A 21,240-nucleotide genomic window follows, 5' to 3' on the forward strand; every position below is an offset into this window, starting at 1 on the left:
TGGTGAAAGTTAATCTGTAGTCATCGGCCTAATTTCGCATCCTTTTATACAATATATAACCAACAGCCCGCATCCGTTTGAAGGATGCGGGCTGTTTAAGCCTGCTTTACGACTGTGGGTATTGCTTAACCTTGCTTCGGTACTCGGTTGGAGACTGACCGCAGAAGCGCTTGAATTGACGTGAGAAATATAAGGCATCGGTTAGTCCGACCGAAGCGGCCACTTGCTCTACCGATAATTCAGGACGCTCACGCAGCAGTTGACGTGATTTGTCGATTCTTAGCTTAAGCAGATAGGTGACGGGGGAGATGCCCGTTTCCTTTTTGAATATCCGTGACAAATATGCACGATTATAACCAAGTCCTTCAGACATTTGCTCAATGGAAACGGGATGTGCGTACTGAGTGGACATATATTGCACCATCTGCTTGACTGTACGTTGAATTTGCGAATCCGCCCCGGACGGATCAGTCCAGTCACTCAGGTAATTGCCTGCTTCCCCCATAATCAGATACAAATAGCCCAAGGCTGATAGATGAGAACTAGATTTTCTGCTATAAAAGGCCAATTGCATTTGCTCCAAATAACCGGGGATGGGACTTTGATCGGAAGCATGAAAGACAGGCTGGTGAACACGTAGCCCGGCCTCCTGCACCACCTGCTCAGTATGGTGCCCGGTAAACGCAGACCAACGATAACGCCACGGTTTCTCTTCATCAGAGGTATAGCTCACCAGCTGACCGGGATGAATAAGGAAAAAATCGTTTTCTTCAAGCTGATATGTGTGCTGTTCCGTTCGGAAGATACCTCTGCCCGATTCTACAAAGTGTAGCAGATAGTAATCATAGATTTTCGGCCCCACGGCATGACCGGATTTGGTTTGGCTCTCTCCTGCAAAAAGCACATGCAGCGGGCTATTTTCATAAAACACCGGATTAGAGGCAACGGCATAACTATATGAATGCGCTTGCAAAATAGGGTCATCCTTCCTGCATTTGTGAATGGTTTAGCGGATGCGGTATACTTACATTGTACATATCCAAGTCACATTTATCCATAGCTTAAACACATGGATGCATTACATCGTGTGACGCTTTCATTTATACTGAAATCATAAGAGATGTCAACCTGATTAAGATGTTACAGGGAAATCAGGAGGGCCTTTACTAACGGTATATGAGGTGGATGCGGATATGAACTCTACTGAATTAAAGAAACATTTTATTGAAAAATATGGTGAAAGCAGCAATGAACTGCAGATATTTCATGCACCTGGACGTGTCAATCTGATTGGAGAGCATATCGACTATAACGGTGGTTATGTACTCCCGGCTGCGCTGGAATTCGGAACGACGCTAATCCTTCGTGCGCGCAATGATGATGAAATTCATTTTGCTTCAACAAACCTGTCGTATGAAGTATCTATCTCCCGCGGAGAAATAGGTAAAACAAAAACGGATGAGTGGGTGGACTATCCGGTGGGTGTGCTGGTGGAGCTAGCTGATAAGGGAGTTTATCCGTCTAACGGATATGACCTGCTCTTTCACGGAGAAATACCCAATGGCGCTGGATTATCCTCCTCAGCCTCCATTGAGGTTGTTACAGGATACGCGTTCCTCACGATCGAAAAACAGAAAACAGATACGGTCGAAATCGCTTTGTTGTCCCAGCGGGCAGAAAACAATTATGTAGGTGTCAATTGCGGCATTATGGACCAGTTCGCTGTAGCGAACGGAGCAGCTGATCATGCAATTCTACTGATGTGCGATACGTTGGATTACCGTAAAGTGCCATTCCGCACGGGAGATTACAAGTTGGTGATCGGCAATACAAACAAGCGTCGCGGTTTGGTGGACTCGGCCTATAACGAGCGTCGTAGTCAATGTGCCGAAGCACTGTCCATTTTGCAGCAGCAGGAGCCGTCACTGGAATACCTCGCTCAGCTGGATGAGGCACGTTTCGGAGAGCTCCAGCATCACATCGCGGACCAAACAGTGCGTCGGCGGGCACAGCATGTGGTGGAGGAAAACGCTCGTGTGTTGGCCTCTGTTGATGCTCTCGCGGCGAATGAACTTGCAGCTTTTGGTCAGTTAATGAATGCTTCTCATGATTCATTACGCGATTTGTATGAGGTCAGCTGCACGGAGCTGGACGTCATGGTTGAAGAAGCACGGCGCATTCCTGGCACGCTGGGTGCTCGTATGACAGGAGCCGGATTTGGAGGTTGTACGGTTTCATTGGTTCATGAGAACGATGTGGAACGTTTTGTGAAGGAAGTCGGCGAAGCTTATCAGACCCGCACAGGGCTGGAAGCCAGCTTTTATGTATGCAAGGCAGGAGACGGAGTTAAAGAACTGAAGGAGGACGAATAACATGGCCATTTTAGTCACAGGTGGAGCTGGATATATCGGTTCACATACCGTAGCAGAACTGTTGGATCTGGGAGAAGAAGTTGTGGTACTGGATAATTTGCAAACCGGGCACAAAGCAGCATTGCTTGGAGGCAAGTTGTATGAAGGGGATTTGAGGGATAAAGAACTACTGTCCAAATTGTTCTCAGAAAATAGTATCGATGCAGTTATCCATTTTGCAGCCAACTCGCTGGTTGGAGAAAGTATGCAAAATCCTGGTAAATATTACGACAACAATGTATTTGGCACGCTGAGCTTGCTGGAGGCAATGAAGGATGCTGGAGTGCGCCGAATCGTGTTTTCCTCTACTGCGGCTACCTACGGCGAACCGGAAAAGGTGCCGATTGAAGAGGGTGACCGTACAGAGCCAACCAACGTGTATGGTGAAACAAAGCTGATGATGGAGCGCATGATGTCGTGGTTTGACAAAGTTTTAGGCATCAAATATGTGTCTTTACGGTATTTTAATGCGGCTGGTGCGCATGAGAGCGGCAAGATCGGTGAAGATCACCGACCAGAAAGCCATCTGATCCCGTTAGTGCTCCAGACAGCCTTGAAACAGCGTCCACACATCGCTGTGTTTGGTGAGGATTATGCGACACCTGACGGCACGTGTGTTCGGGATTACATTCACGTGAGTGACCTGGCGGATGCTCATGTGCGTGCAGTAAATTACTTGCGCGAAGGCAATGACAGCAACGTATTCAACTTGGGCAATGGACAGGGCTTCTCTGTGAAAGAAGTTATTGAGACGGCACGCAAGGTCACTGGACTCGACATTCCAGTTGTGACAGAGCCACGCCGCGCAGGCGATCCAGCGATATTGGTTGCATCTTCTGACAAGGCTCGTTCGGTGTTGGGCTGGAGTCCAGCACGTACCCAACTAGAGGATATTATTAGCGGAGCATGGGGATGGCATCAGTCGCACCCTCACGGCTACGGCGACGAATAGACGGGAGACGATGACATATGAGCGAGCGCCAATCCGCAGATAAAGGCCAAGGCCGGGAACTTTCCCGGCATCTGGCCCATGACATCGACGAAACTGTGCAGCAATCGGCTCTATATGCGGTGGAGCAACTGGTTGCATTCGCACAAAACAAGGGCTTGATCGGTCCGCAAGATACAGATTACAGCCGTAATCTGCTGTTGGAGCAGTTTGGGTTTTCGGAGCCTTATTCAGGTGGGGAAGCAGGGGGCGTTATGGCCCCCGAAGCTCTCCAGCCTGTGCTTAATGTATTGATAGATTATGGTTTTGCCATAGGACTTATCCCTGAAAACACAGATACGTATCGCGATTTGCTTGATTCCAAAATCATGGGACTGCTGATGGCGAGACCGTCTGAAGTCATCCGTGACTTTCATCAAACGGAGGCTGAACGTGGCATAGAGGCGGCGACAGATGCTTTTTATCAATTATCCATCGATTCGAACTACATTCGAATGGATCGGGTTGCCAGCAATGTGTACTGGAATCAGTCGACATCTTACGGAGATATGGAAATCACGATTAATTTGTCCAAGCCAGAAAAAAGTCCCAAGGAAATTGCGATGGCGAAGCTTTTGCCGCCGCCTGTTTATCCCAAGTGTCAATTATGCCGTGAAAACGTCGGATATGCAGGAAGAGTAAATCATCCGTCCCGTCAAAATTTGCGCATCATTCCGGTGGAATTGAATGGGGAACCGTGGTTTTTTCAATATTCACCCTATGTGTATTACAACGAGCACTGCATTGTGTTCCATCATGATCATGTACCGATGAAGCTTACGAAGGATACACTGCGCCGATTGCTGGCCTTTACGAAAGCGTTTCCGCATTATTTTATTGGCTCCAATGCGGATCTGCCGATTGTCGGCGGATCGATTCTGACCCATGATCATTTTCAGGGTGGTCGTCATACATTCCCAATTGAAAAAGCGGGTGTGGACGGCATATACCATAATGAATCGTTCCCGCAGGTTACAGCAGGGATTGTAAACTGGCCGATGTCGGTCATCCGTTTTACGTCAACAGATGCCGAGGCGTTGTTGGAAGCGGGAAATGCTGCTTTTGAAGCCTGGAAAGCTTATAGTGATCCTGTAGCTGATGTCCTCTCTCATACAGAGCAGGAAGGGGAAACGATTCCGCATAATACCGTGACGCCGATTGTGCGCCGTGATGCCGAAGGCAGGTACCAGATGGATCTCGTACTGCGTAACAACCGAACGAGTGAAGAGTATCCGGAAGGTATTTTCCATCCTCACCGCGAGATGCATCACATCAAGAAGGAAAATATCGGTCTGATCGAAGTTATGGGACTTGCCATATTACCGGGGCGGCTCAAGGATGAACTGGATGGAATTGCAGATATTTTGTGTGGGGATGACAAGCTGGCTGTGGCTATGCAGCAGGAAGGACATCCACTGTTTAAGCATGCAGACTGGATTTATCAGTTAAACACCCGGTTCGGTCGTTTGCCTGACAAGGAGACGGCTGTTCGTACCGTACAAAATGAGGTTGGACTGAAATTCAGTGAAATTTTAGAGCATGCAGGAGTGTATAAACGAAATCCGTCCGGTCATCAGGCCTTTGGTCGTTTTATGAAACAATTGGGATATACTTTGGGAGAATAAAATTGCTTGCGCAGCACATAATACTCTACGAGAACCCTCCCAAGATATGACATGGAACCATGCTCCTCAAGGAGTGTGGTTTTTTTCTGAAAATAAAGCAGATTTGTTTCCTGTAACCGAAAAGGTTATAATAGAGTAGTTTCTTAACATTAAACTTTAGAACTATTGGAGGCGAGCGTTTGCGATGAAAGCATTCGAATTTTATAATCCTACACAATTGATCTTCGGTAAAGGACAATTGGAGGCTCTCAAGCGTGAAGTTCCTAAATATGGTAAACGTGTACTGCTTGTATATGGCGGCGGCAGCATTAAGCGCAGCGGTTTGTACGATAATGTAATAAGTTTGCTTGGTGAAATCGGTGCAGAGGTAACGGAACTGGCTGGTGTAGAACCGAATCCTCGCTTATCTACAGTACATAAAGGCGTTGAATTGTGTAAAACACATCAAATCGACCTCGTTCTGGCTGTAGGCGGTGGTAGTGTGCTGGATTGCTCCAAAGCCATTGCTGTTGGTGCAAAATATGATGGCGACATGTGGGATTTTGCAGAGCGTAAAGCGGCACCACAGGCAGCATTGCCACTAGGTACGGTTTTGACCATGGCAGCTACCGGTTCTGAAATGAATGCGGGTTCTGTTATTACAAATGAAAAAACACAGGAAAAATTGGGCTGGGGCAGCGTATTTGCGTTCCCTGCGTTTTCTATTCTTGATCCTGTGAACACATACTCACTGCCACAAAATCAAACCGTTTACGGAATCGTAGATATGATGTCACATACACTGGAGCATTATTTCCATTTGGAATCCAATACTCCGGTCCAACTTGGCTGGTGCGAAACGATTTTGCGTACGGTCATGGATGCGGCTCCAGGTCTGGTCAACGATCTGGAAAACTACGAGCTACGTGAAACGATTATGTATTGTGGTACGATGGCGCTGAACGGCTTCCTAAACATGGGGCTGACAGGTGACTGGGCTACTCACAATATCGAACATGCTGTGTCTGCTGTTTATGATATTCCACATGGTGGAGGACTGGCTATTCTGTTCCCGAACTGGATGAAACACAATCTGCATGTGAAGCCTGAACGCTTCAAACAACTGGCCGTCAATGTGTTCCATGTAAACCCAGAAGGCAAGAGTGATGAAGAAGTGGCGCTGGAAGGTATTCAGGCGCTGCGTGATTTCTGGAACTCGATTGGTGCACCAAGCCGTCTGGCTGATTACGATATTGATGCGTCCCAAATCGATGTTATGGCTGATAAAGCTGTGAAATTTGGATCTTTTGGTGGCTTTAACAAGCTCAATCGCGAAGATGTAGTCGAAATTTACAAAGCATCTCTGTAAACCGACATTTGTATCATTTTAAGCACGTTTGTGCGTCATTAGACGTACGAACGTGCTTTTTTGGGTTTGATTTGGGATTTTGGAGGAAAATTTTGAAACTTTTTAAGGTTGAATACGTAAACATAGTTATAGACTGGAAACCAGACTGAAAAGGTACATGGAAGGAGGAGTCGCATGGAAACCATATTTTGGTGGTTATTGGCAGGGGGCGCTATCTTTACCGTAGTCAGTGTGCTGATTGGAGATGTACTCGGTGGTTGGCTGGATGGTGCATTGGAGCTACCGGGCCTCGATTGGTTCAGACCTGTCGTTTTACTTGGAGCCATGACCGCTTTTGGCGGAGCTGGAGTACTGCTGACAAAGTATACCGGGCTGAGCATGGGGTGGGTCGTCGTGCTTGCTTTAGGGATTGCGTTTGTCATCGGAATACTCGTGTTCTTTGCGTTTATCAAACCCATGGCGAATTCGGAGGTATCCAGCGGCTTCTCCATGCGTGAGCTGACTGGCCGGATCGGTGAGGTCACCATTCCTGTACCTGAGGTTGGTTACGGGGAGGTTATGATCCGTTTGGGTGCAGGCAACACCATACATACAGCATCTAGCTTCGATCACAAACCGCTTGCTGCGGGAACCCGTATCGTCGTGGTTGAGGTCGCAGAGGGCGTCGTCCGCGTAGCGTACCTGGACACATAGACGGCGCATTCGCTTAACTTGAAGGGAGCGTGATCGGGAGTGTCAAATTTGCAAGATATTGTGTTGGTCCCTGGGATTGTTGTCATCGTTATCGTTATATTAGGGATCGCTTTTTGGGCCCGTTACAAAACGGTAGGGCCGGATGAAGGAATGATCGTGACGGGTTCTTTTCTAGGAAATAAAAATATTTCCGAGGATGACTCTGGACGAAAAATTAAAATTGTACGCGGCGGGGGGGCCTTCATTTGGCCTATTTTTCAGCAGTCCGAATTCATCTCTCTGTTGTCCCATAAACTGGACGTAACCACACCGGAAGTGTATACGGAACAAGGAGTTCCTGTGATTGCGGATGGTGTGGCGATCATCAAGGTCGGCAGTTCTATTGAGGATGTAGCTACAGCAGCCGAGCAGTTCATCGGGAAGCCACTGGAGGCTCTTAGGGGAGAGGCTCAGGAAGTGCTGGAGGGACATTTGCGCGCAATCCTCGGTTCGATGACAGTGGAAGAAGTTTATCGTAATCGGGATCGGTTTGCGCAGGAAGTACAGGGCGTGGCTGCTCGTGATCTGAAAAAGATGGGCTTGCAAATCGTTTCATTCACCATCAAAGATGTGCGTGATAAGCACGGATATCTGGATGCGCTTGGTAAGCCGAGAATTGCCGCTGTGAAACGGGATGCTGAGATTGCAGAAGCCGAGGCTGTGCGGGATGCCCGGATTCAGAAGGCGCGTGCGGAACAGGAAGGCCAGAAGGCCGAACTGCTGCGGGATACCAACATTGCGGAGGCAGCCAAGGAGAAGGAACTGAAAGTGGCTTCGTTTAAGAAAGAACAGGATACAGCGAAGGCAGAAGCCGATCAGGCTTATCACATTCAGGAGGCCCGTGCCAAGCAGACTGCTGTCGAGGAGCAGATGAAAGTCGAGCTGGTGCGCAAAGAACGGGAAATTGATCTTCAATCCAAGGAAATACAGGTACGTGAAAAGCAATATGATGCGGAAGTGAAAAAGAAGGCAGAAGCTGATCGGTATGCGGTCGAGCAAGCGGCGGAAGCAGATAAATCGCGTAAAATGCGTGAGGCTGAATCGCTGCAATACTCGATTGAGACACAGGCTAAAGCGTCAGCTGAACAAAAACGTCTCAACGGGCAAGCAGAAGCGGATGCCGAACGCGCCAAAGGTACGGCAGACGCAGATGTCATCCGTTTGCGTGGACTTGCAGAAGCGGAGGCCAAGGAAAAACTGGCGGAGGCGTTCCAGAAGTTTGGAGAGGCCGCCGTGCTCGATATTATCGTAAAAATGTTGCCTGATCTGGCTGGACGTATTGCCGAACCGATTGCGTCCATTGATAAACTCACCGTAGTTGATACGGGAAAAGGAGAAGGAGCAGCGCGTGTCAGCAATTATGTCACCGAACTGATGGCTACGGCACCTGAGATGCTGAAGAGTGTATCCGGCATTGATGTGGAGCAGTTAATCAAGGGGCTGACGACTGGGAAAAAAGGCCTTCATTCCGTGCCGTCCTCCGGTGAAGGGAATAAGCAGCATCTTCCAGCCTCGGTGGAGGCAGCACTAACAGATAAAGAATAACGGTAAGTCTTTAGGGAGCATCTACCCCTAACCAAAAGACCGCTTTTCATCACAGCATTTCCCGGCAATGTGATGAAAAGCGTTTTCTTTTTATTGACCTTTAGCCGAATATTTGGTACTTTAACGTGGATTCCTCTGAGCTTCATGCTATAATTCTTAGGATCAAGGTTCTGATAAAAGAGGTGCGGATGTGAGCAGCCTAAAAGTGGCCAAAGCGCTGAATAACAATGTGATTATAGGGATGCATCCCGAGCATGATGAGGTTGTTGTGATTGGAAAAGGAATCGGTTTCAATCGCAGACCCGGTGATCTTATGCCGTTGGATTCAGTTGAAAAATTATTTATATTAAAAAGCCATGAAGAACAGGAGCAATACAAACGGTTGCTTCCTGAGCTGGATGAAAAGCTCATTGAGGTCATCGGTGAGGTACTTCATCTTGTTCAGCTTCAAGCAAAGAAGCCTCTAAATGAGCACATACTGATTGCTTTAACTGACCATATCGCTTTTTCCATCAACCGTCATAAACAGGGAATTACGATTCATAATCCGTTTTTGTATGAGACTAGGGAAATATATCCTCAGGAATACAAGATGGCTGAGCAGGCTGTTGCTCTAATCAGGGATAAGATGGATGTAGATCTGGGAGAAGATGAAATCGGATTCGTGGCCCTGCATATTTATAGCGCCATGACAAACCAGCATATCTCCGAGGTGAGGAAGGATTCTCGTCTGATTGCGGATATGGTTCAGGTTGTCGAGACCACACTGGATTATCGTATTCCTCTCCAATCTCTTGATTATTCTCGACTGCTGACTCATCTGAGGTTTGCGATTGAACGTGTGCGCCGGGGAGAAATTGTGCAGGAGATTTATCGATTGGACAAGCTTTTGAATGAGGAGTACCCGGAAATGTATATGCTGGCCTGGAAGCTCACGAAAATTATGGAGAAAAGACTCCGTAAATCTGTGTATCCAGCTGAGGTTAGTTATTTGACAATGCATCTGCAGCGGTTGTCCCAACGCAAAGAGCAGGGGGAGCAACAAAAGTGATAAAACCGGAATAAAAAAGTATTGCCTCGCATTTAGTGGGGTGCTATAATCAATTTTGCAATGAGGAAGACAACAACTGAACATTTAACGTGTTACTGATTCGATCAGGCATGAGTTGTTTTAAGTTATGATTGTTTACAGCCTACTGGGGCAAGCTATATCCCAAGGTTGTTTTCAAACATACTTAAATCGGCTCATGCCTTTTTTGTTGTTTTGCCTCTGTTCTAAATTTCAGAGAAGGATGTGGAAGGTATGTTTAAAAAGCTTTTCGGCGTTTTACAGCGTGTCGGTAAAGCATTAATGCTTCCTGTAGCGATTTTGCCAGCTGCGGGGCTTTTATTGGGTATCGGTAACATGCTGGTCAATCCTGATTTTCTCCAGTACATTCCGGCATTAAATGCGGGCTGGGTTCAATCGGTAGCGACGATCATGATGAATGCCGGACAAATCGTTTTTGATAATCTGGCACTGTTGTTCGCAGTCGGCGTAGCCGTCGGTCTGGCGGGCGGTGAGGGTGTAGCAGGTTTGGCTGCCATCATCGGTTACCTCGTTATGAACATTACTCTGGGTACAGCCGTGGGTGTCACACCTGGTCTGATTGCTCAAAAAATACCGGGTTATGCAAACGTGTTGGGGATTCCAACGCTTCAAACCGGGGTGTTCGGCGGGATAATCATCGGTATACTGGCCGCGGCCATGTACAACCGCTTTTTCAAAATTGAGCTTCCATCGTATCTGGGCTTTTTCGCGGGTAAGCGTTTCGTTCCAATTGCAACGGCGGTATCCTCACTGATTGTCGGACTTGCACTGGTTCTGATCTGGCCTCCAGTTCAACAAGGACTTAACGCAGTATCTCACTTTATGGTGTATTCCAACCCGACTTTGTCGGCGTTCCTGTTCGGTGTTATCGAACGCGCGCTGATTCCATTTGGATTGCATCACATCTGGTATTCACCGTTCTGGTTTGAGTTTGGTGAATATGTTAACAAGGCAGGTCAAACCGTTCACGGTGACCAGCAGATCTTCTTCAGCCAGCTTCGCGACGGAGTGGCGTTGACAGCAAGTACGTTCCAAGTGGGTAAATTCCCATTCATGATGTTCGGTTTGCCGGCAGCAGCGCTTGCAATGTACCATGAAGCAAGACCAGAACACAAAAAATATGTAGCAGGTATTATGGGTTCAGCAGCATTGACTTCGTTCTTGACAGGTATTACGGAGCCACTGGAATTTTCCTTCCTGTTCGTAGCTCCACTGCTGTTTGCAGTACACTGTATATTCGCAGGTCTGTCATTTATGACCATGCAAATTTTACATGTCAAAATCGGTATGACCTTCTCAGGCGGATTTATTGACTTCCTGATTTTCGGGATTATTCCAACCCGTACGCCTTGGTGGTATGTAATTATCGTCGGTCTGATTTTGGCAGTTATTTACTACTTCGGATTCCGGTTCATCATACGGAAGTTCAACTTGAAAACACCAGGACGTGAAGAAGCTACAGATAATGTGGATGGCGCAGCAGTCGGTAGTAGTGATGAGCTCCCGCACAACATTTTGGCAGCTTTCGGTGGTTCATCGAATATCAAGCATCTGGATGCTTGTATCACACGTCTTCGGATCGAGGTTAATGAGAAATCGAACGTTGACAAAGCTCGTCTGAAACAACTTGGCGCATCGGGTGTCCTTGAAGTCGGTAACAACGTACAGGCAATTTTCGGTACACGTTCCGACACCATTAAATCTCAAATGGCTGATATCATGGCTGGACGTACACCTGCACCAGCTCCGGCGCAACCTGCTCCACAAGAGGAGAAGGAAGCTGGAGAAGAACAACAAACCATTATTGTAGAAGATATTGTAATGCCTGTTAACGGCGAATTGGTTGATATCTCGACGGTTCCCGATCCGGTATTTGCAGAACGTATGACAGGTGACGGTTTTGCGGTCGTGCCAAATGATGGAACGATTGTGTCCCCTGTTTATGGTAAAGTATTCAATGTATTCCCAAGCAAGCATGCGATTGGTATTCAATCCGATGGCGGTAAAGAAGTGCTTGTTCATATCGGGGTGAATACTGTGAAGCTTAAAGGCCAAGGATTTGACGTTTTGGTGAACGAAGGCGATCTTGTGTCAGCTGGCCAGCCTATTATGAAAGTAGACCTGGAATACGTGAAGGCAAACGCTAAATCCATCATCTCACCTGTCATTTTTACTAACCTTCCAGAAGGTTCTTCGGTAACTTTAAACAAAACTGGAGTATTGAAGGCTGGCGAAGATGGTATAATTACGATAAAATAAACTCTATGTGTTTCGGATTAGTTGATTAGGCGGCTTAGGCCGTCTGATCAATGATCTGGTATACTGCGTGTAAACAAATATTATCTTTAGGAAAGTGGGAGGAACAAATTATGCAAACAACTTTTAGAATTACGGATGAAGACGGTATCCATGCACGTCCTGCAACTGCGCTGGTAAATACAGCTAACAAATTCAGCGGTGCTGAATCTTTTGCCGAAGCTAACGGTAAAAAAGTAACTTTGAAATCCATTCTGGGTGTATTGTCCCTGGGTCTGGAACAAGGCGATACTATTAACATTATCTGCGAAGGCGCTGAAGCTGCCGAAGCACTGAAAGCTCTTGAAAATGTAATCGTTAACGAAGGGCTGGGCGAAGTTCATGCTTAAAATTTCCGGGATTGCCGCTTCGGCAGGCATAGCCATTGCCCGGGCGTTTATCTTGGAGCATCCGAATTACGCTGTAGAGAGACGCGCGGTTGGTGATGTTGAAGCTGAAATCGCGAGATTGGATGCGGCTTTGGCACAATCTCAAACCGAATTGGAATCGATTAAGGAGAAAACGCTTCAGGAGCTGGGAGAGAAAAAAGCAGAAATTTTTGCATCTCACCTGCTCATCCTGAATGATCCTGAATTGATCGATCCGGTTAAAGCTAAAATCAGAGACGAGCAGCTTAATGCTGACTATGCTTTGAATGAAGTAGCTACACAGTTCATTTCCATGTTTGAAAACATGAAAAGTGCCTATTTGCAAGAACGCGCATCGGACATGCGTGACGTAACCAAGCGGATCCTGAATCACCTGCTTGGTGTTCATTTTGTTAGTCCTGCAGAAATTGCCGAAGAAACGATTGTGCTTGCAGAAGATTTGACACCTTCCGACACAGCTCAGCTGAACCGTGAATTTGTTAAAGGTTTTGCAACGAACATCGGCGGACGTACTTCGCATTCGGCTATTATGGCTCGCTCACTTGAAATTCCTGCAGTTGTGGGAACGAAAAATATATTGTCTCAAGCTAAAAGCGGTGATTTGATTATCGTTGATGGTTTGGATGGTCACGTATTCGTGAACCCTACCGAAGAGATTGTTGCGGAATACCGTGCTAAACAGGTGGCATACGACAAGCAACGCGAAGAGTGGCGTAAGCTGCGCGGCGAAGCTACGGTTTCTGTCGATGGTGTCCATGTCGAACTGGCAGCCAATATTGGTACGCCTAATGATGTAGCTGGTGTTCTGGACAACGGTGGTGAAGGTGTTGGCTTGTACCGTACGGAGTTCTTGTACATGGGACGCGATAAGCTTCCATCCGAAGAAGTACAGTATACGGCGTACAAAACCGTTCTGGAAAGAATGGAAGGTAAACCGGTTGTAGTCCGTACTTTGGATATCGGTGGCGACAAAGAACTTCCTTATCTGGACCTGCCAAAAGAAATGAATCCGTTCCTTGGATTCCGTGCTATTCGTCTGTGTCTGGATCGCCAGGATATTTTCCGCACTCAATTGCGTGCTTTGTTGCGTGCGAGTGTGCATGGTAACCTGCGCATCATGTTCCCAATGATTGCTACGCTGAACGAATTCCGTGAAGCTAAAGCTGTTTTGTTGGAAGAAAAGGAAAAGTTGGTAACCGAGGGTGTATCCGTATCTGAAGAAATTCAGCTGGGCATCATGGTAGAAATTCCTTCTACAGCGGTATTGGCTGATCAATTCGCAAAAGAAGTGGATTTCTTCAGTATCGGTACAAATGATCTGATTCAATACACAATGGCAGCGGATCGCATGAACGAGCGGGTTTCTTACCTGTATCAACCATACAATCCATCCATTCTGCGTCTGGTGAAAATGGTTATTGATGCCGCTCACCGTGAAGGGCGTTGGGTTGGTATGTGTGGCGAAATGGCAGGAGATACAACAGCAATTCCGTTGCTGCTGGGTCTGGGACTTGATGAGTTCAGTATGAGTGCAACTTCCATTCTGCCAGCACGTAGTCAAATCTCCAAGTTGTCCCGTGCGGACATGGAAAAACTGGCTACAAAAGCTCTGGACATGCAAACAGCAGAACAGGTTGTTGAATTGGTTCAAAGCATCGAAGGTTAAGGAAGGGTATTACATTTCAAAGGTTATATCTTTTTCCAACAAAAAAATTGCTGTGTACATACAGCAGCCGGTATCTAATAGATACCGGCTTTTTTGCATGCTTTAAGTAGAATTTGTTTTTAACTGCATGAGCAATTCAGTACAGGTTTGCGAGCTGCGGTAGTTTCGTCCAATCGTGTGACTGGAGTAGTATATGGTGCATTGAGCACCAGCTCAGGGTTCTCTTCTGCTTCCCGCGCAATATGAATCATAGTGTCAACAAAAGCATCAAGTGTCTCCTTACTTTCCGTCTCCGTGGGCTCGATCATGATGCACTCCTCTACATTCAGAGGGAAGTAAATTGTAGGCGGATGGTAGCCGAAATCAAGCAGCCGTTTGGCTACATCAAGCGTACGCACTCCAAATTTTTTCAAGCCTCGCCCTGACATGACAAATTCGTGTTTGCAATGTCCAGGGTAGGGCAGGTCAAAATGTGGAGCGAGCCGATGCATCATGTAATTGGCATTGAGCACAGCGCATTCCGATACACGCTTTAAGCCGTCAGGACCGTAGCTACGGATATAGGCATAGGCACGAACGAGAATACCGAAGTTGCCGTAAAAGGCTTTAACCCGTCCAATAGAATCTCCCTGTTCCCGGTCCCAGTGGTACACCCCCTGCGGATCCCGTACGACAAGCGGCTTGGGCAAATAAGGGATGAGCCGTTGCTTTACGCCGACAGGCCCAGCGCCGGGGCCACCGCCGCCGTGCGGGGTACTCATCGTTTTGTGCAAATTGAGATGCACTACATCGAAGCCCATATCTCCGGGACGGGTAATCCCCATGATGGCGTTGGAGTTTGCCCCGTCATAGTAAACCAGACCACCCGCTTCATGCACGATGGCAGCAATGTCAGTGATTTGCTTCTCGAACAGCCCAAGCGTGTTCGGATTGGTCAGCATGAGCGCCGCGGTGTCGTTGCCTACGGCTTGACGCAACGCATCCAGATCCACCAGCCCCTCAGGGGTGGAGGGAAGGGTGATTGTTTCGAAGCCCGCGACGGTTGCGCTGGCGGGGTTCGTTCCGTGCGAGGAATCCGGCACGAGCACCTTGGTACGTCGCTCACCACGTGCTTCGTGGTATGAGCGAATCATCATCAGCCCGGTCCATTCGCCATGGGCGCCCGCGGCGGGCTGAAGCGTGACGGCATCCATGCCAGTTAACGCAGCCAAATCATTTTGAAGCGTATGCAGCAGCTCCATGGCACCCTGGATGCTCTCCTCGGGCTGATATGGATGGATTTTGGCGAAACCTGTATATCGGGCGACATCCTCATTCACTTTCGGATTGTATTTCATCGTACAGGAGCCGAGCGGATAAAATCCGTTGTCCACGCCGAAATTGCGCCGGGACAAGGCAGTATAATGCCGAATAACGTCTACTTCGTATACCTCGGGTAATGCCGCAGGTTCGCTGCGCAGCGCATAATCTGGCAAAAGCTCTGCCACCGGGCGACGGGGAACGTCGCACTCGGGAAGGGAATAGGCGATGCGACCCGGACGGCTCAATTCAAAAATGAGCGCTTGATCGTGTTCCTTCAACAGCCCTTGTTTCTGATCCTGTCCGGTGTGTGTCATAGCAATCCCCCCAAGGTGTGTACAAATTGGTCAATCTCTTCTTTGGTCCTTTGCTCCGTCACGGCAATCAACATGTGACCAGCAAGTTCCTCATAGTCCCGGCCCAAATCGTAGCCAGCGATAAATCCAGCAGCTAGCAGCTCGGCCTGGAGTTTGCTCATATCCGTACCCTCAGGCAGTCTAAGGGCAAACTCATTAAAGGTTGGTGCGTTAAACGAGGCAGTTATGCCCTTCAAGCTCAGCAATTGCTCTAAAGCATAACGGCTTTTATGCAAATTTAGCTCGGCTACTTCCTTGATCCCCTGTCTACCCATGACAGACAAGTATACAGATGCAGATAAAGCTAGCAACGCTTGGTTGGAGCAAATGTTAGAGGTGGCCTTTTCGCGGCGGATATGCTGTTCCCGCGCTTGCAAGGTCAGCACGAAGCCGCGTTTACCGTTGCGGTCTGTGGTCTGACCCACAATACGGCCAGGGATACGGCGCATATGTGCCTGAGAAACGGCAAAGTATCCACAGGTCGGACCGCCGAGAGAAGAGGAGATGCCAAGTGGCTGTGCGTCTCCTACCACAATATCCGCGCCCTGTTTGCCGGGTGTTTCCAGCAAGCCAAGTGCTAGTGGATTGGCACTGACGACCAAAAGACCTTTGTGCGCATGGATGAGGTCAGCCATCGGCTTCAGGTTTTCCACGGCTCCGAAAAAGTTGGGGCTTTGGACCAAAACAGCCGCGGTCTGTTCCGATACGGCTGCCGCTAGCGCATCAGCATCCGTTACGCCGTCCGAACAGCCGATCTCCACGATGTCCAAATCCAATCCGCGTGCATAGGCTGCCAATACCTGACGTGCCTCCGGATGGACGGACCTTGATACGATAAGCTGTTTACGGCGGGTAGCTGCGGCGGACAGTGAGCCCGCTTCCGCCAGTGCAGTCGCTCCGTCGTACATGCTGGCATTAGCTACAGCCATGCCCGTCAATTCGCAAATATACGACTGAAACTCGAAAATGGCTTGTAGCTCGCCTTGGCTTACTTCCGGCTGATAGGGGGTGTAGGCTGTATAGAATTCCGAGCGTGAAGTGATGTGCTGGATGACGGACGGAATATGATGATCATAAATTCCTGCGCCAAGGAAGCTGGCATGTGTGTCTGTATTGGCGTTGTGTCCGGCCAGCTCGGCCAAGTGGCGGGTTAAGGCTTTCTCATCGAGTCGAGAAGAGAGAGGCAGTTCCCCTTGATATCGAATGGCCTCTGGAATGTCACTGAATAAATCATCAATAGATGATACACCCACCACACGCAGCATTTCGGTTTGATCCTGTTCAGTCATAGGGAGATAACGATGCTGCTTCATAGGTTCTGACTCCTTTCGAAAAGCAAGATTTTAGATCGTAAATTAGCTAATAAAAAAGTGTGTGAGATGAAAAACCCAGAAGTTCATATCTGACATATTTGCTTTATAGAAATAAAAAGAGTTTAAGATCAGCGCGGGCGTTTATAAAAGGGTGCTGCCACCACCTCGGCACGCAGGCGTTTGCCACGAATCTCAACCTCCAACGGTGTGGAGAGGGCGCTAAAACGACTGTCCACCAAGGCGAGGCCCAGATTACGCTTCAAGGTGGGCGACTGAGTCCCCGTTGTGACCTCACCAATGTGTTGTCCTTCTGCGAATACCGGGTAATGGGCGCGTGGGATACCGCGATCAATCATTTCCAGCCCGATCAATTTGCGAGGAATCCCTTGCTCTTTCTGACGTTGCAGTGCTTCTCTACCGATAAAATCTCCTTTATTCAGCTTGACGAAGAAACCTAGACCAGCTTCGAGTGGTGAAATCGTGGCAGATAACTCCTGACCATATAGCGGCAACCGTGCCTCAAAGCGTAGGGTATCCCGAGCACCAAGTCCAGCGGGAATCAGCCCATACGACTCACCGGAACGAAGCAAACCCTCCCATACGGCTGGTGCTTCCGCAGCAGGTATATAAAATTCAAAACCGTCTTCGCCCGTATATCCGGTTCGTGAGACCAGTGCTTTTGCTCCGAACAATGGCACATTCTCATGGAAGCGGAAAGATGCCAGATTCGTAATGTCCGTATCTGCCACGGCTGCGGCAATACGTGCTGCCTCCGGTCCTTGCAACGCTAGCAATGCTATCGCATCAGACACATTCTCCATGTGAACGGATGCAGGCATATGGCGCATTAGCCAATCCCAATCCTTATCGATGTTGGATGCGTTCACAACGAGCATGTAGCGTTCCGGTCCTTTGCAGTAAACAAGTAGGTCGTCTACTACCCCTCCATCGGGGTAACACAGGAGTGAATATTGTGCCTGACCTGGTTCCAACTGGCTGACATCATTCGTGGTCACCTTTTGCAGAAAAGCTTCGGCTTCTTTGCCTTCAACCAAAAATTCGCCCATATGCGATACATCGAATAAACCCGCACGTTGCCGGACGGCCTCATGCTCCTTTTGAATGCCGCTAAACTGAACCGGGAGCTCCCAGCCGCCAAAGTCAATACAACGAACCCCAGACTGCGTCCCGTAGGACGAATATAGCGGTGTTTTTCGCAAATTAGTCATTATTCCACTCCTATCCGGTGTGATCGGCTAAACAAAAAAGACAGGCCGAAAAAAACGTATAGACGGCAGTCTACACTCTTTTTTTCAGCTCTGTCCTTGATACCAGAAAGTTACCCCGGTATGTACCGGGTTTCCCCTTGGGTGATCCGCTCCAATAGCGAATGCTCTCCAGAGATGCGTCCGGCAGAGGTCCTTTTGCCTGAGAGATTCACCTGCAATGCAGGTTTACTCCTTCGGCGCTACCTTCGGGATCAACGGTATATTACCTGGCTTTGCAGATAACAACTTGATCCGATTCGCGTGCACTTATGTCTCACAAGCGGCAACAGCTATGCGAATCTTTTTGGCAGTCTCTCCCTCCGCGTTCATCCGCGTTTGCAGTTGTCGGGGTGTTTCCCAAAGCATTTGCTATAACCCATTAATACGCAAATTCATTCAAAATGTCAATAAAAATGTCATCAAAAACAATAGAAAAAACATTTAATATATAAATAAGGATATGTAAGCGTTTGTTATAAGCTATCATATTTTTATATAGTACGCTATATGAGGTGATATGAAGTATTTTTGTTAGTATTATTGACATGAGTGTTCTTGTTGTCATAATCTTAACCTGTCTAGTACAGTGAGCAAAAGCGATTTTATTCATATGGAAGTGAGGGGAACAGAATGGGTGAAGTAAAGCAGCAACTTTGGTATACAGACGAACATGAGTGGGTTCAGCGGACAGAGAATGGAACGGTACGAATTGGTATTACAGACTTTGCACAGCATCAACTGGGTGATATTGTTTTTGTAGAATTACCTGAGGCGGGAGCAACGATTGAGCAGGGAGCGGAGATCGGTACGATTGAATCGGTGAAGACAGTATCCGACCTTTTTGCTCCGGTGACGGGAACCATACTAAAAGTGAATGAAACGCTGGAAAGTACACCTGAGCTAGTGAATGAATCTCCCTATGAAAAAGGTTGGATGATCGAAGTAGAGATGGATAAAGATGTGGAGGAAGCCTTGGGCAAGCTACTGTCTGCGGATCAGTATGAGCAGTTGATTTCCGATGAGCAATAATGGAGCATTGTAGTATGGAGTAAGAGGGTTATTTGTCTGCTCGATTTTTGTATAAAATAGTCGCTATGATTTGACGTAGCGGCTATTTTTTTGTCTTTTTGCAAACGTAATTACGTGTTTTATTCTGATTTAGAGGGTTGTCCCCATATAAGAATCATACATAATCCAGCACGGTTTTTCGACTAATTTCTATAGCTACAGGTCATATTAAGAAGAATTATGCAGGTATAATACCTTCCCGGATAATTTAAATTTAAATGTTGTCATCAACGTTCATGACGAAAGTACGTTTTCATTTCGTTGATGAAGATAGCGCTGTCATTTAGTATGAATTTTAAGAAAAGGTAGTGATGCTTACCTACAAGGAGGATTTGAATATGAGTACATTGGACGCAAAGCCAAGTTCAAAAGGAGGCACTCGTGTCGCCGTACAGCGTTTTGGCCGTTTTCTTAGCGGTATGGTTATGCCCAATATGGGAGCCTTTATTGCGTGGGGGCTGATTACGGCACTCTTTATTCCGACCGGATGGTTCCCGAATGAAGGTTTTGCACAATTGGTTGACCCGATGAAAAATTATTTGTTGCCGTTACTGATCGGTTATACAGGGGGCACGATGATTCACGGACAGCGTGGAGGTGTGATTGGTGCCATTATGACGATGGGTGTCATAGTGGGAGCCGATATCCCGATGTTCCTGGGCGCGATGGTAGCTGGTCCGCTGGCTGCGTGGATATTGAAGAAGTTCGACAAGGCCATTGAAGGCAAAGTCAGATCAGGCTTTGAAATGCTGGTCAATAACTTTTCGGCCGGAATTATCGGTGCCATTCTAGCGCTGCTTGCCCATGTGGCGATTGGCCCGATTGTACAAATGATCAGTCAAGTGTTGTCGGCAGGGGTACAGTTCCTCGTGAACGCAGGGCTATTGCCGCTTGTCAACCTCATTATTGAGCCCGGAAAAGTATTATTTTTAAACAACGCGCTGAATCACGGAGTATTGAGTCCGATTGCGTTAGAGGAAGCTGCAAGAACAGGAAAATCCGTACTGTTTATGCTGGAATCCAACCCTGGGCCGGGGCTCGGTATTTTGCTAGCCTACTGCCTGTTCGGCAAAGGCTCTGCGAAGTCATCGGCTCCTGGAGCGGTCATCATTCATTTTTTCGGCGGGATTCATGAAATTTATTTCCCTTATATTTTGATGAAGCCGATTTTGATTCTTGCTGCTATAGCTGGGGGCGTTGTGGGAACCTTCTGTTTTATGTTGACAGGTGCCGGACTGGTTGCTGCTCCTTCACCGGGCAGCATCATTGCCTATTTTCTAATGACGCCAAAAGGCGGATATTTGCCAATGCTGAGCGGGGTGATCGCTGCTGCGGTCGTATCCTTTGCTGTTGCCGCAGTGTTACTCAAGACTAGTAAGCAAAAAGAAGAGGGGCTGGAGGAAGCTGCATCCCGCCTGAAAGATATGAAAAATCAAAGCAAGAGTGCAAGTGCTAACGCCACTGTAATGGAAGATAACCACGAATCTGAACGTGCTGCTGAGATTGCCGCAGCTCGAACGCTCAAGGATAAATCCGAAGTGAATAAGATCGTCTTTTCCTGTGATGCAGGTATGGGCTCAAGCGCTATGGGCGCCTCGATTTTACGCAAAAAAATGAAGCAGGCGGGTGTAGGCGTAACAGTTACGAATACGGCAATCAGTGAAATTCCACAGGATGCGGATATTGTCATTACGCAAAAAACGTTGACAGACCGGGCTAAAACAGTAGCCCCGAATGCTGAGCACATTTCCATTGACAATTTTCTGAAGAGCCCTGAATACGAAGCGCTGGTTGAACGTCTGAAATCCGATTCTTAATCCCCGTCGTAGTCAGGCGGACTGTATGCA

General features: G+C 47.8%; 16 protein-coding genes and 1 riboswitch. Of the genes, 12 read left to right on the plus strand and 4 right to left on the minus strand.

The genetic code is table 11. The features are described 5' to 3' along the window. Positions 1–106: 106 nt before the first annotated feature. Positions 107–973 (minus strand): AraC family transcriptional regulator, encoded by an 867-nt coding sequence (locus NSS66_RS13415; protein ID WP_023989889.1) that lies wholly within the window; start codon positions 971–973, stop codon positions 107–109. Positions 974–1,193: 220 nt separating this feature from the next. Between NSS66_RS13415 and NSS66_RS13420 the strand changes: the two genes are divergently transcribed. The 10 genes from NSS66_RS13420 (at position 1,194) to ptsP (ending at position 14,089) form a co-directional block, all read left to right on the plus strand. Continuing rightward, on the plus strand, positions 1,194–2,372 hold the full coding sequence (locus NSS66_RS13420; protein WP_340959109.1) for a galactokinase: 1,179 nt from the start codon (positions 1,194–1,196) through the stop codon (positions 2,370–2,372). A gap of 1 nt (position 2,373) precedes the next feature. Continuing rightward, positions 2,374–3,363 carry a UDP-glucose 4-epimerase GalE gene (galE, locus tag NSS66_RS13425; RefSeq protein WP_023989887.1) on the plus strand — a complete coding sequence of 330 codons (990 nt, stop codon included), beginning with the start codon at positions 2,374–2,376 and terminating at the stop codon, positions 3,361–3,363. A gap of 17 nt (positions 3,364–3,380) precedes the next feature. Then, the gene (locus NSS66_RS13430) at positions 3,381–5,024 is read left to right on the plus strand and encodes a UDP-glucose--hexose-1-phosphate uridylyltransferase (protein ID WP_340959110.1); all 1,644 of its coding nucleotides are present in this window, start codon (positions 3,381–3,383) and stop codon (positions 5,022–5,024) included. 184 nt (positions 5,025–5,208) lie between these two features. After that, the gene (locus NSS66_RS13435; RefSeq protein WP_028542451.1) at positions 5,209–6,372 is read left to right on the plus strand and encodes an iron-containing alcohol dehydrogenase; all 1,164 of its coding nucleotides are present in this window, start codon (positions 5,209–5,211) and stop codon (positions 6,370–6,372) included. A gap of 174 nt (positions 6,373–6,546) precedes the next feature. Then, a complete protein-coding gene (locus NSS66_RS13440; RefSeq protein ID WP_023989884.1) occupies positions 6,547–7,065 on the plus strand; it encodes a membrane protease regulatory membrane protein in 519 nt (172 codons plus the stop codon). 48 nt (positions 7,066–7,113) lie between these two features. After that, positions 7,114–8,649 carry a flotillin family protein gene (locus NSS66_RS13445; protein ID WP_028542452.1) on the plus strand — a complete coding sequence of 512 codons (1,536 nt, stop codon included), beginning with the start codon at positions 7,114–7,116 and terminating at the stop codon, positions 8,647–8,649. Positions 8,650–8,839: 190 nt separating this feature from the next. After that, positions 8,840–9,700, plus strand: a complete 861-nt coding sequence (glcT, locus tag NSS66_RS13450) for a glucose PTS transporter transcription antiterminator GlcT (protein WP_023989882.1) — start codon at positions 8,840–8,842, stop codon at positions 9,698–9,700. Between the two features lie 252 nt (positions 9,701–9,952). Continuing rightward, a complete protein-coding gene (ptsG, locus tag NSS66_RS13455) occupies positions 9,953–11,998 on the plus strand; it encodes a glucose-specific PTS transporter subunit IIBC (RefSeq protein ID WP_023989881.1) in 2,046 nt (681 codons plus the stop codon). A 110-nt stretch (positions 11,999–12,108) separates the two neighbouring features. Continuing rightward, entirely contained in the window at positions 12,109–12,384 is a 276-nt protein-coding gene (locus NSS66_RS13460; protein WP_013372579.1) for an HPr family phosphocarrier protein, read from the plus strand. Beyond that, positions 12,377–14,089, plus strand: a complete 1,713-nt coding sequence (gene ptsP, locus NSS66_RS13465; RefSeq protein WP_023989880.1) for a phosphoenolpyruvate--protein phosphotransferase — start codon at positions 12,377–12,379, stop codon at positions 14,087–14,089. Before NSS66_RS13460 ends, ptsP begins: the two co-directional genes overlap by 8 nt. Positions 14,090–14,208: 119 nt before the next feature. On the opposite strand, the gene gcvPB is transcribed toward ptsP, so the two are convergent. The 3 genes from gcvPB to gcvT form a co-directional block, all read right to left on the minus strand. After that, complete coding sequence (gcvPB, locus tag NSS66_RS13470) at positions 14,209–15,705, minus strand: aminomethyl-transferring glycine dehydrogenase subunit GcvPB (RefSeq protein WP_340959111.1); 1,497 nt, start codon at positions 15,703–15,705, stop codon at positions 14,209–14,211. Continuing rightward, positions 15,702–17,057, minus strand: coding sequence for an aminomethyl-transferring glycine dehydrogenase subunit GcvPA (gene gcvPA, locus NSS66_RS13475; protein ID WP_023989878.1), 1,356 nt, complete (start codon positions 17,055–17,057; stop codon positions 15,702–15,704). Before gcvPA ends, gcvPB begins: the two co-directional genes overlap by 4 nt. Before the next feature lie 128 nt (positions 17,058–17,185). Further along, positions 17,186–18,286 (minus strand): glycine cleavage system aminomethyltransferase GcvT, encoded by a 1,101-nt coding sequence (gene gcvT / locus NSS66_RS13480; RefSeq protein ID WP_264454662.1) that lies wholly within the window; start codon positions 18,284–18,286, stop codon positions 17,186–17,188. Between the two features lie 177 nt (positions 18,287–18,463). Further along, positions 18,464–18,562, minus strand: a riboswitch (glycine riboswitch). Between the two features lie 393 nt (positions 18,563–18,955). Between gcvT and gcvH the strand changes: the two genes are divergently transcribed. After that, positions 18,956–19,354, plus strand: coding sequence for a glycine cleavage system protein GcvH (gene gcvH, locus NSS66_RS13485; RefSeq protein WP_023989876.1), 399 nt, complete (start codon positions 18,956–18,958; stop codon positions 19,352–19,354). A gap of 377 nt (positions 19,355–19,731) precedes the next feature. Next, a complete protein-coding gene (locus NSS66_RS13490) occupies positions 19,732–21,210 on the plus strand; it encodes a PTS mannitol transporter subunit IICB (RefSeq protein WP_023989875.1) in 1,479 nt (492 codons plus the stop codon). Positions 21,211–21,240: the final 30 nt, after the last annotated feature.

The organism is Paenibacillus sp. FSL R10-2748 (assembly GCF_038005565.1).
Lineage (GTDB): Bacteria > Bacillota > Bacilli > Paenibacillales > Paenibacillaceae > Paenibacillus > Paenibacillus polymyxa_B.

Coding starts and splice junctions, on each gene's coding strand:
- gcvPB (WP_340959111.1), bottom strand. CDS start 15,705: ATGACACACACCGGACAGGATCAGAAACAAGGGCTGTTGAAGGAACAC.
- ptsG (WP_023989881.1), top strand. CDS start 9,953: ATGTTTAAAAAGCTTTTCGGCGTTTTACAGCGTGTCGGTAAAGCATTA.
- NSS66_RS13490 (WP_023989875.1), top strand. CDS start 19,732: ATGAGTACATTGGACGCAAAGCCAAGTTCAAAAGGAGGCACTCGTGTC.
- NSS66_RS13430 (WP_340959110.1), top strand. CDS start 3,381: ATGAGCGAGCGCCAATCCGCAGATAAAGGCCAAGGCCGGGAACTTTCC.
- NSS66_RS13460 (WP_013372579.1), top strand. CDS start 12,109: ATGCAAACAACTTTTAGAATTACGGATGAAGACGGTATCCATGCACGT.
- NSS66_RS13440 (WP_023989884.1), top strand. CDS start 6,547: ATGGAAACCATATTTTGGTGGTTATTGGCAGGGGGCGCTATCTTTACC.
- gcvH (WP_023989876.1), top strand. CDS start 18,956: ATGGGTGAAGTAAAGCAGCAACTTTGGTATACAGACGAACATGAGTGG.
- gcvT (WP_264454662.1), bottom strand. CDS start 18,286: ATGACTAATTTGCGAAAAACACCGCTATATTCGTCCTACGGGACGCAG.
- ptsP (WP_023989880.1), top strand. CDS start 12,377: ATGCTTAAAATTTCCGGGATTGCCGCTTCGGCAGGCATAGCCATTGCC.
- gcvPA (WP_023989878.1), bottom strand. CDS start 17,057: ATGAAGCAGCATCGTTATCTCCCTATGACTGAACAGGATCAAACCGAA.
- NSS66_RS13435 (WP_028542451.1), top strand. CDS start 5,209: ATGAAAGCATTCGAATTTTATAATCCTACACAATTGATCTTCGGTAAA.
- galE (WP_023989887.1), top strand. CDS start 2,374: ATGGCCATTTTAGTCACAGGTGGAGCTGGATATATCGGTTCACATACC.
- NSS66_RS13420 (WP_340959109.1), top strand. CDS start 1,194: ATGAACTCTACTGAATTAAAGAAACATTTTATTGAAAAATATGGTGAA.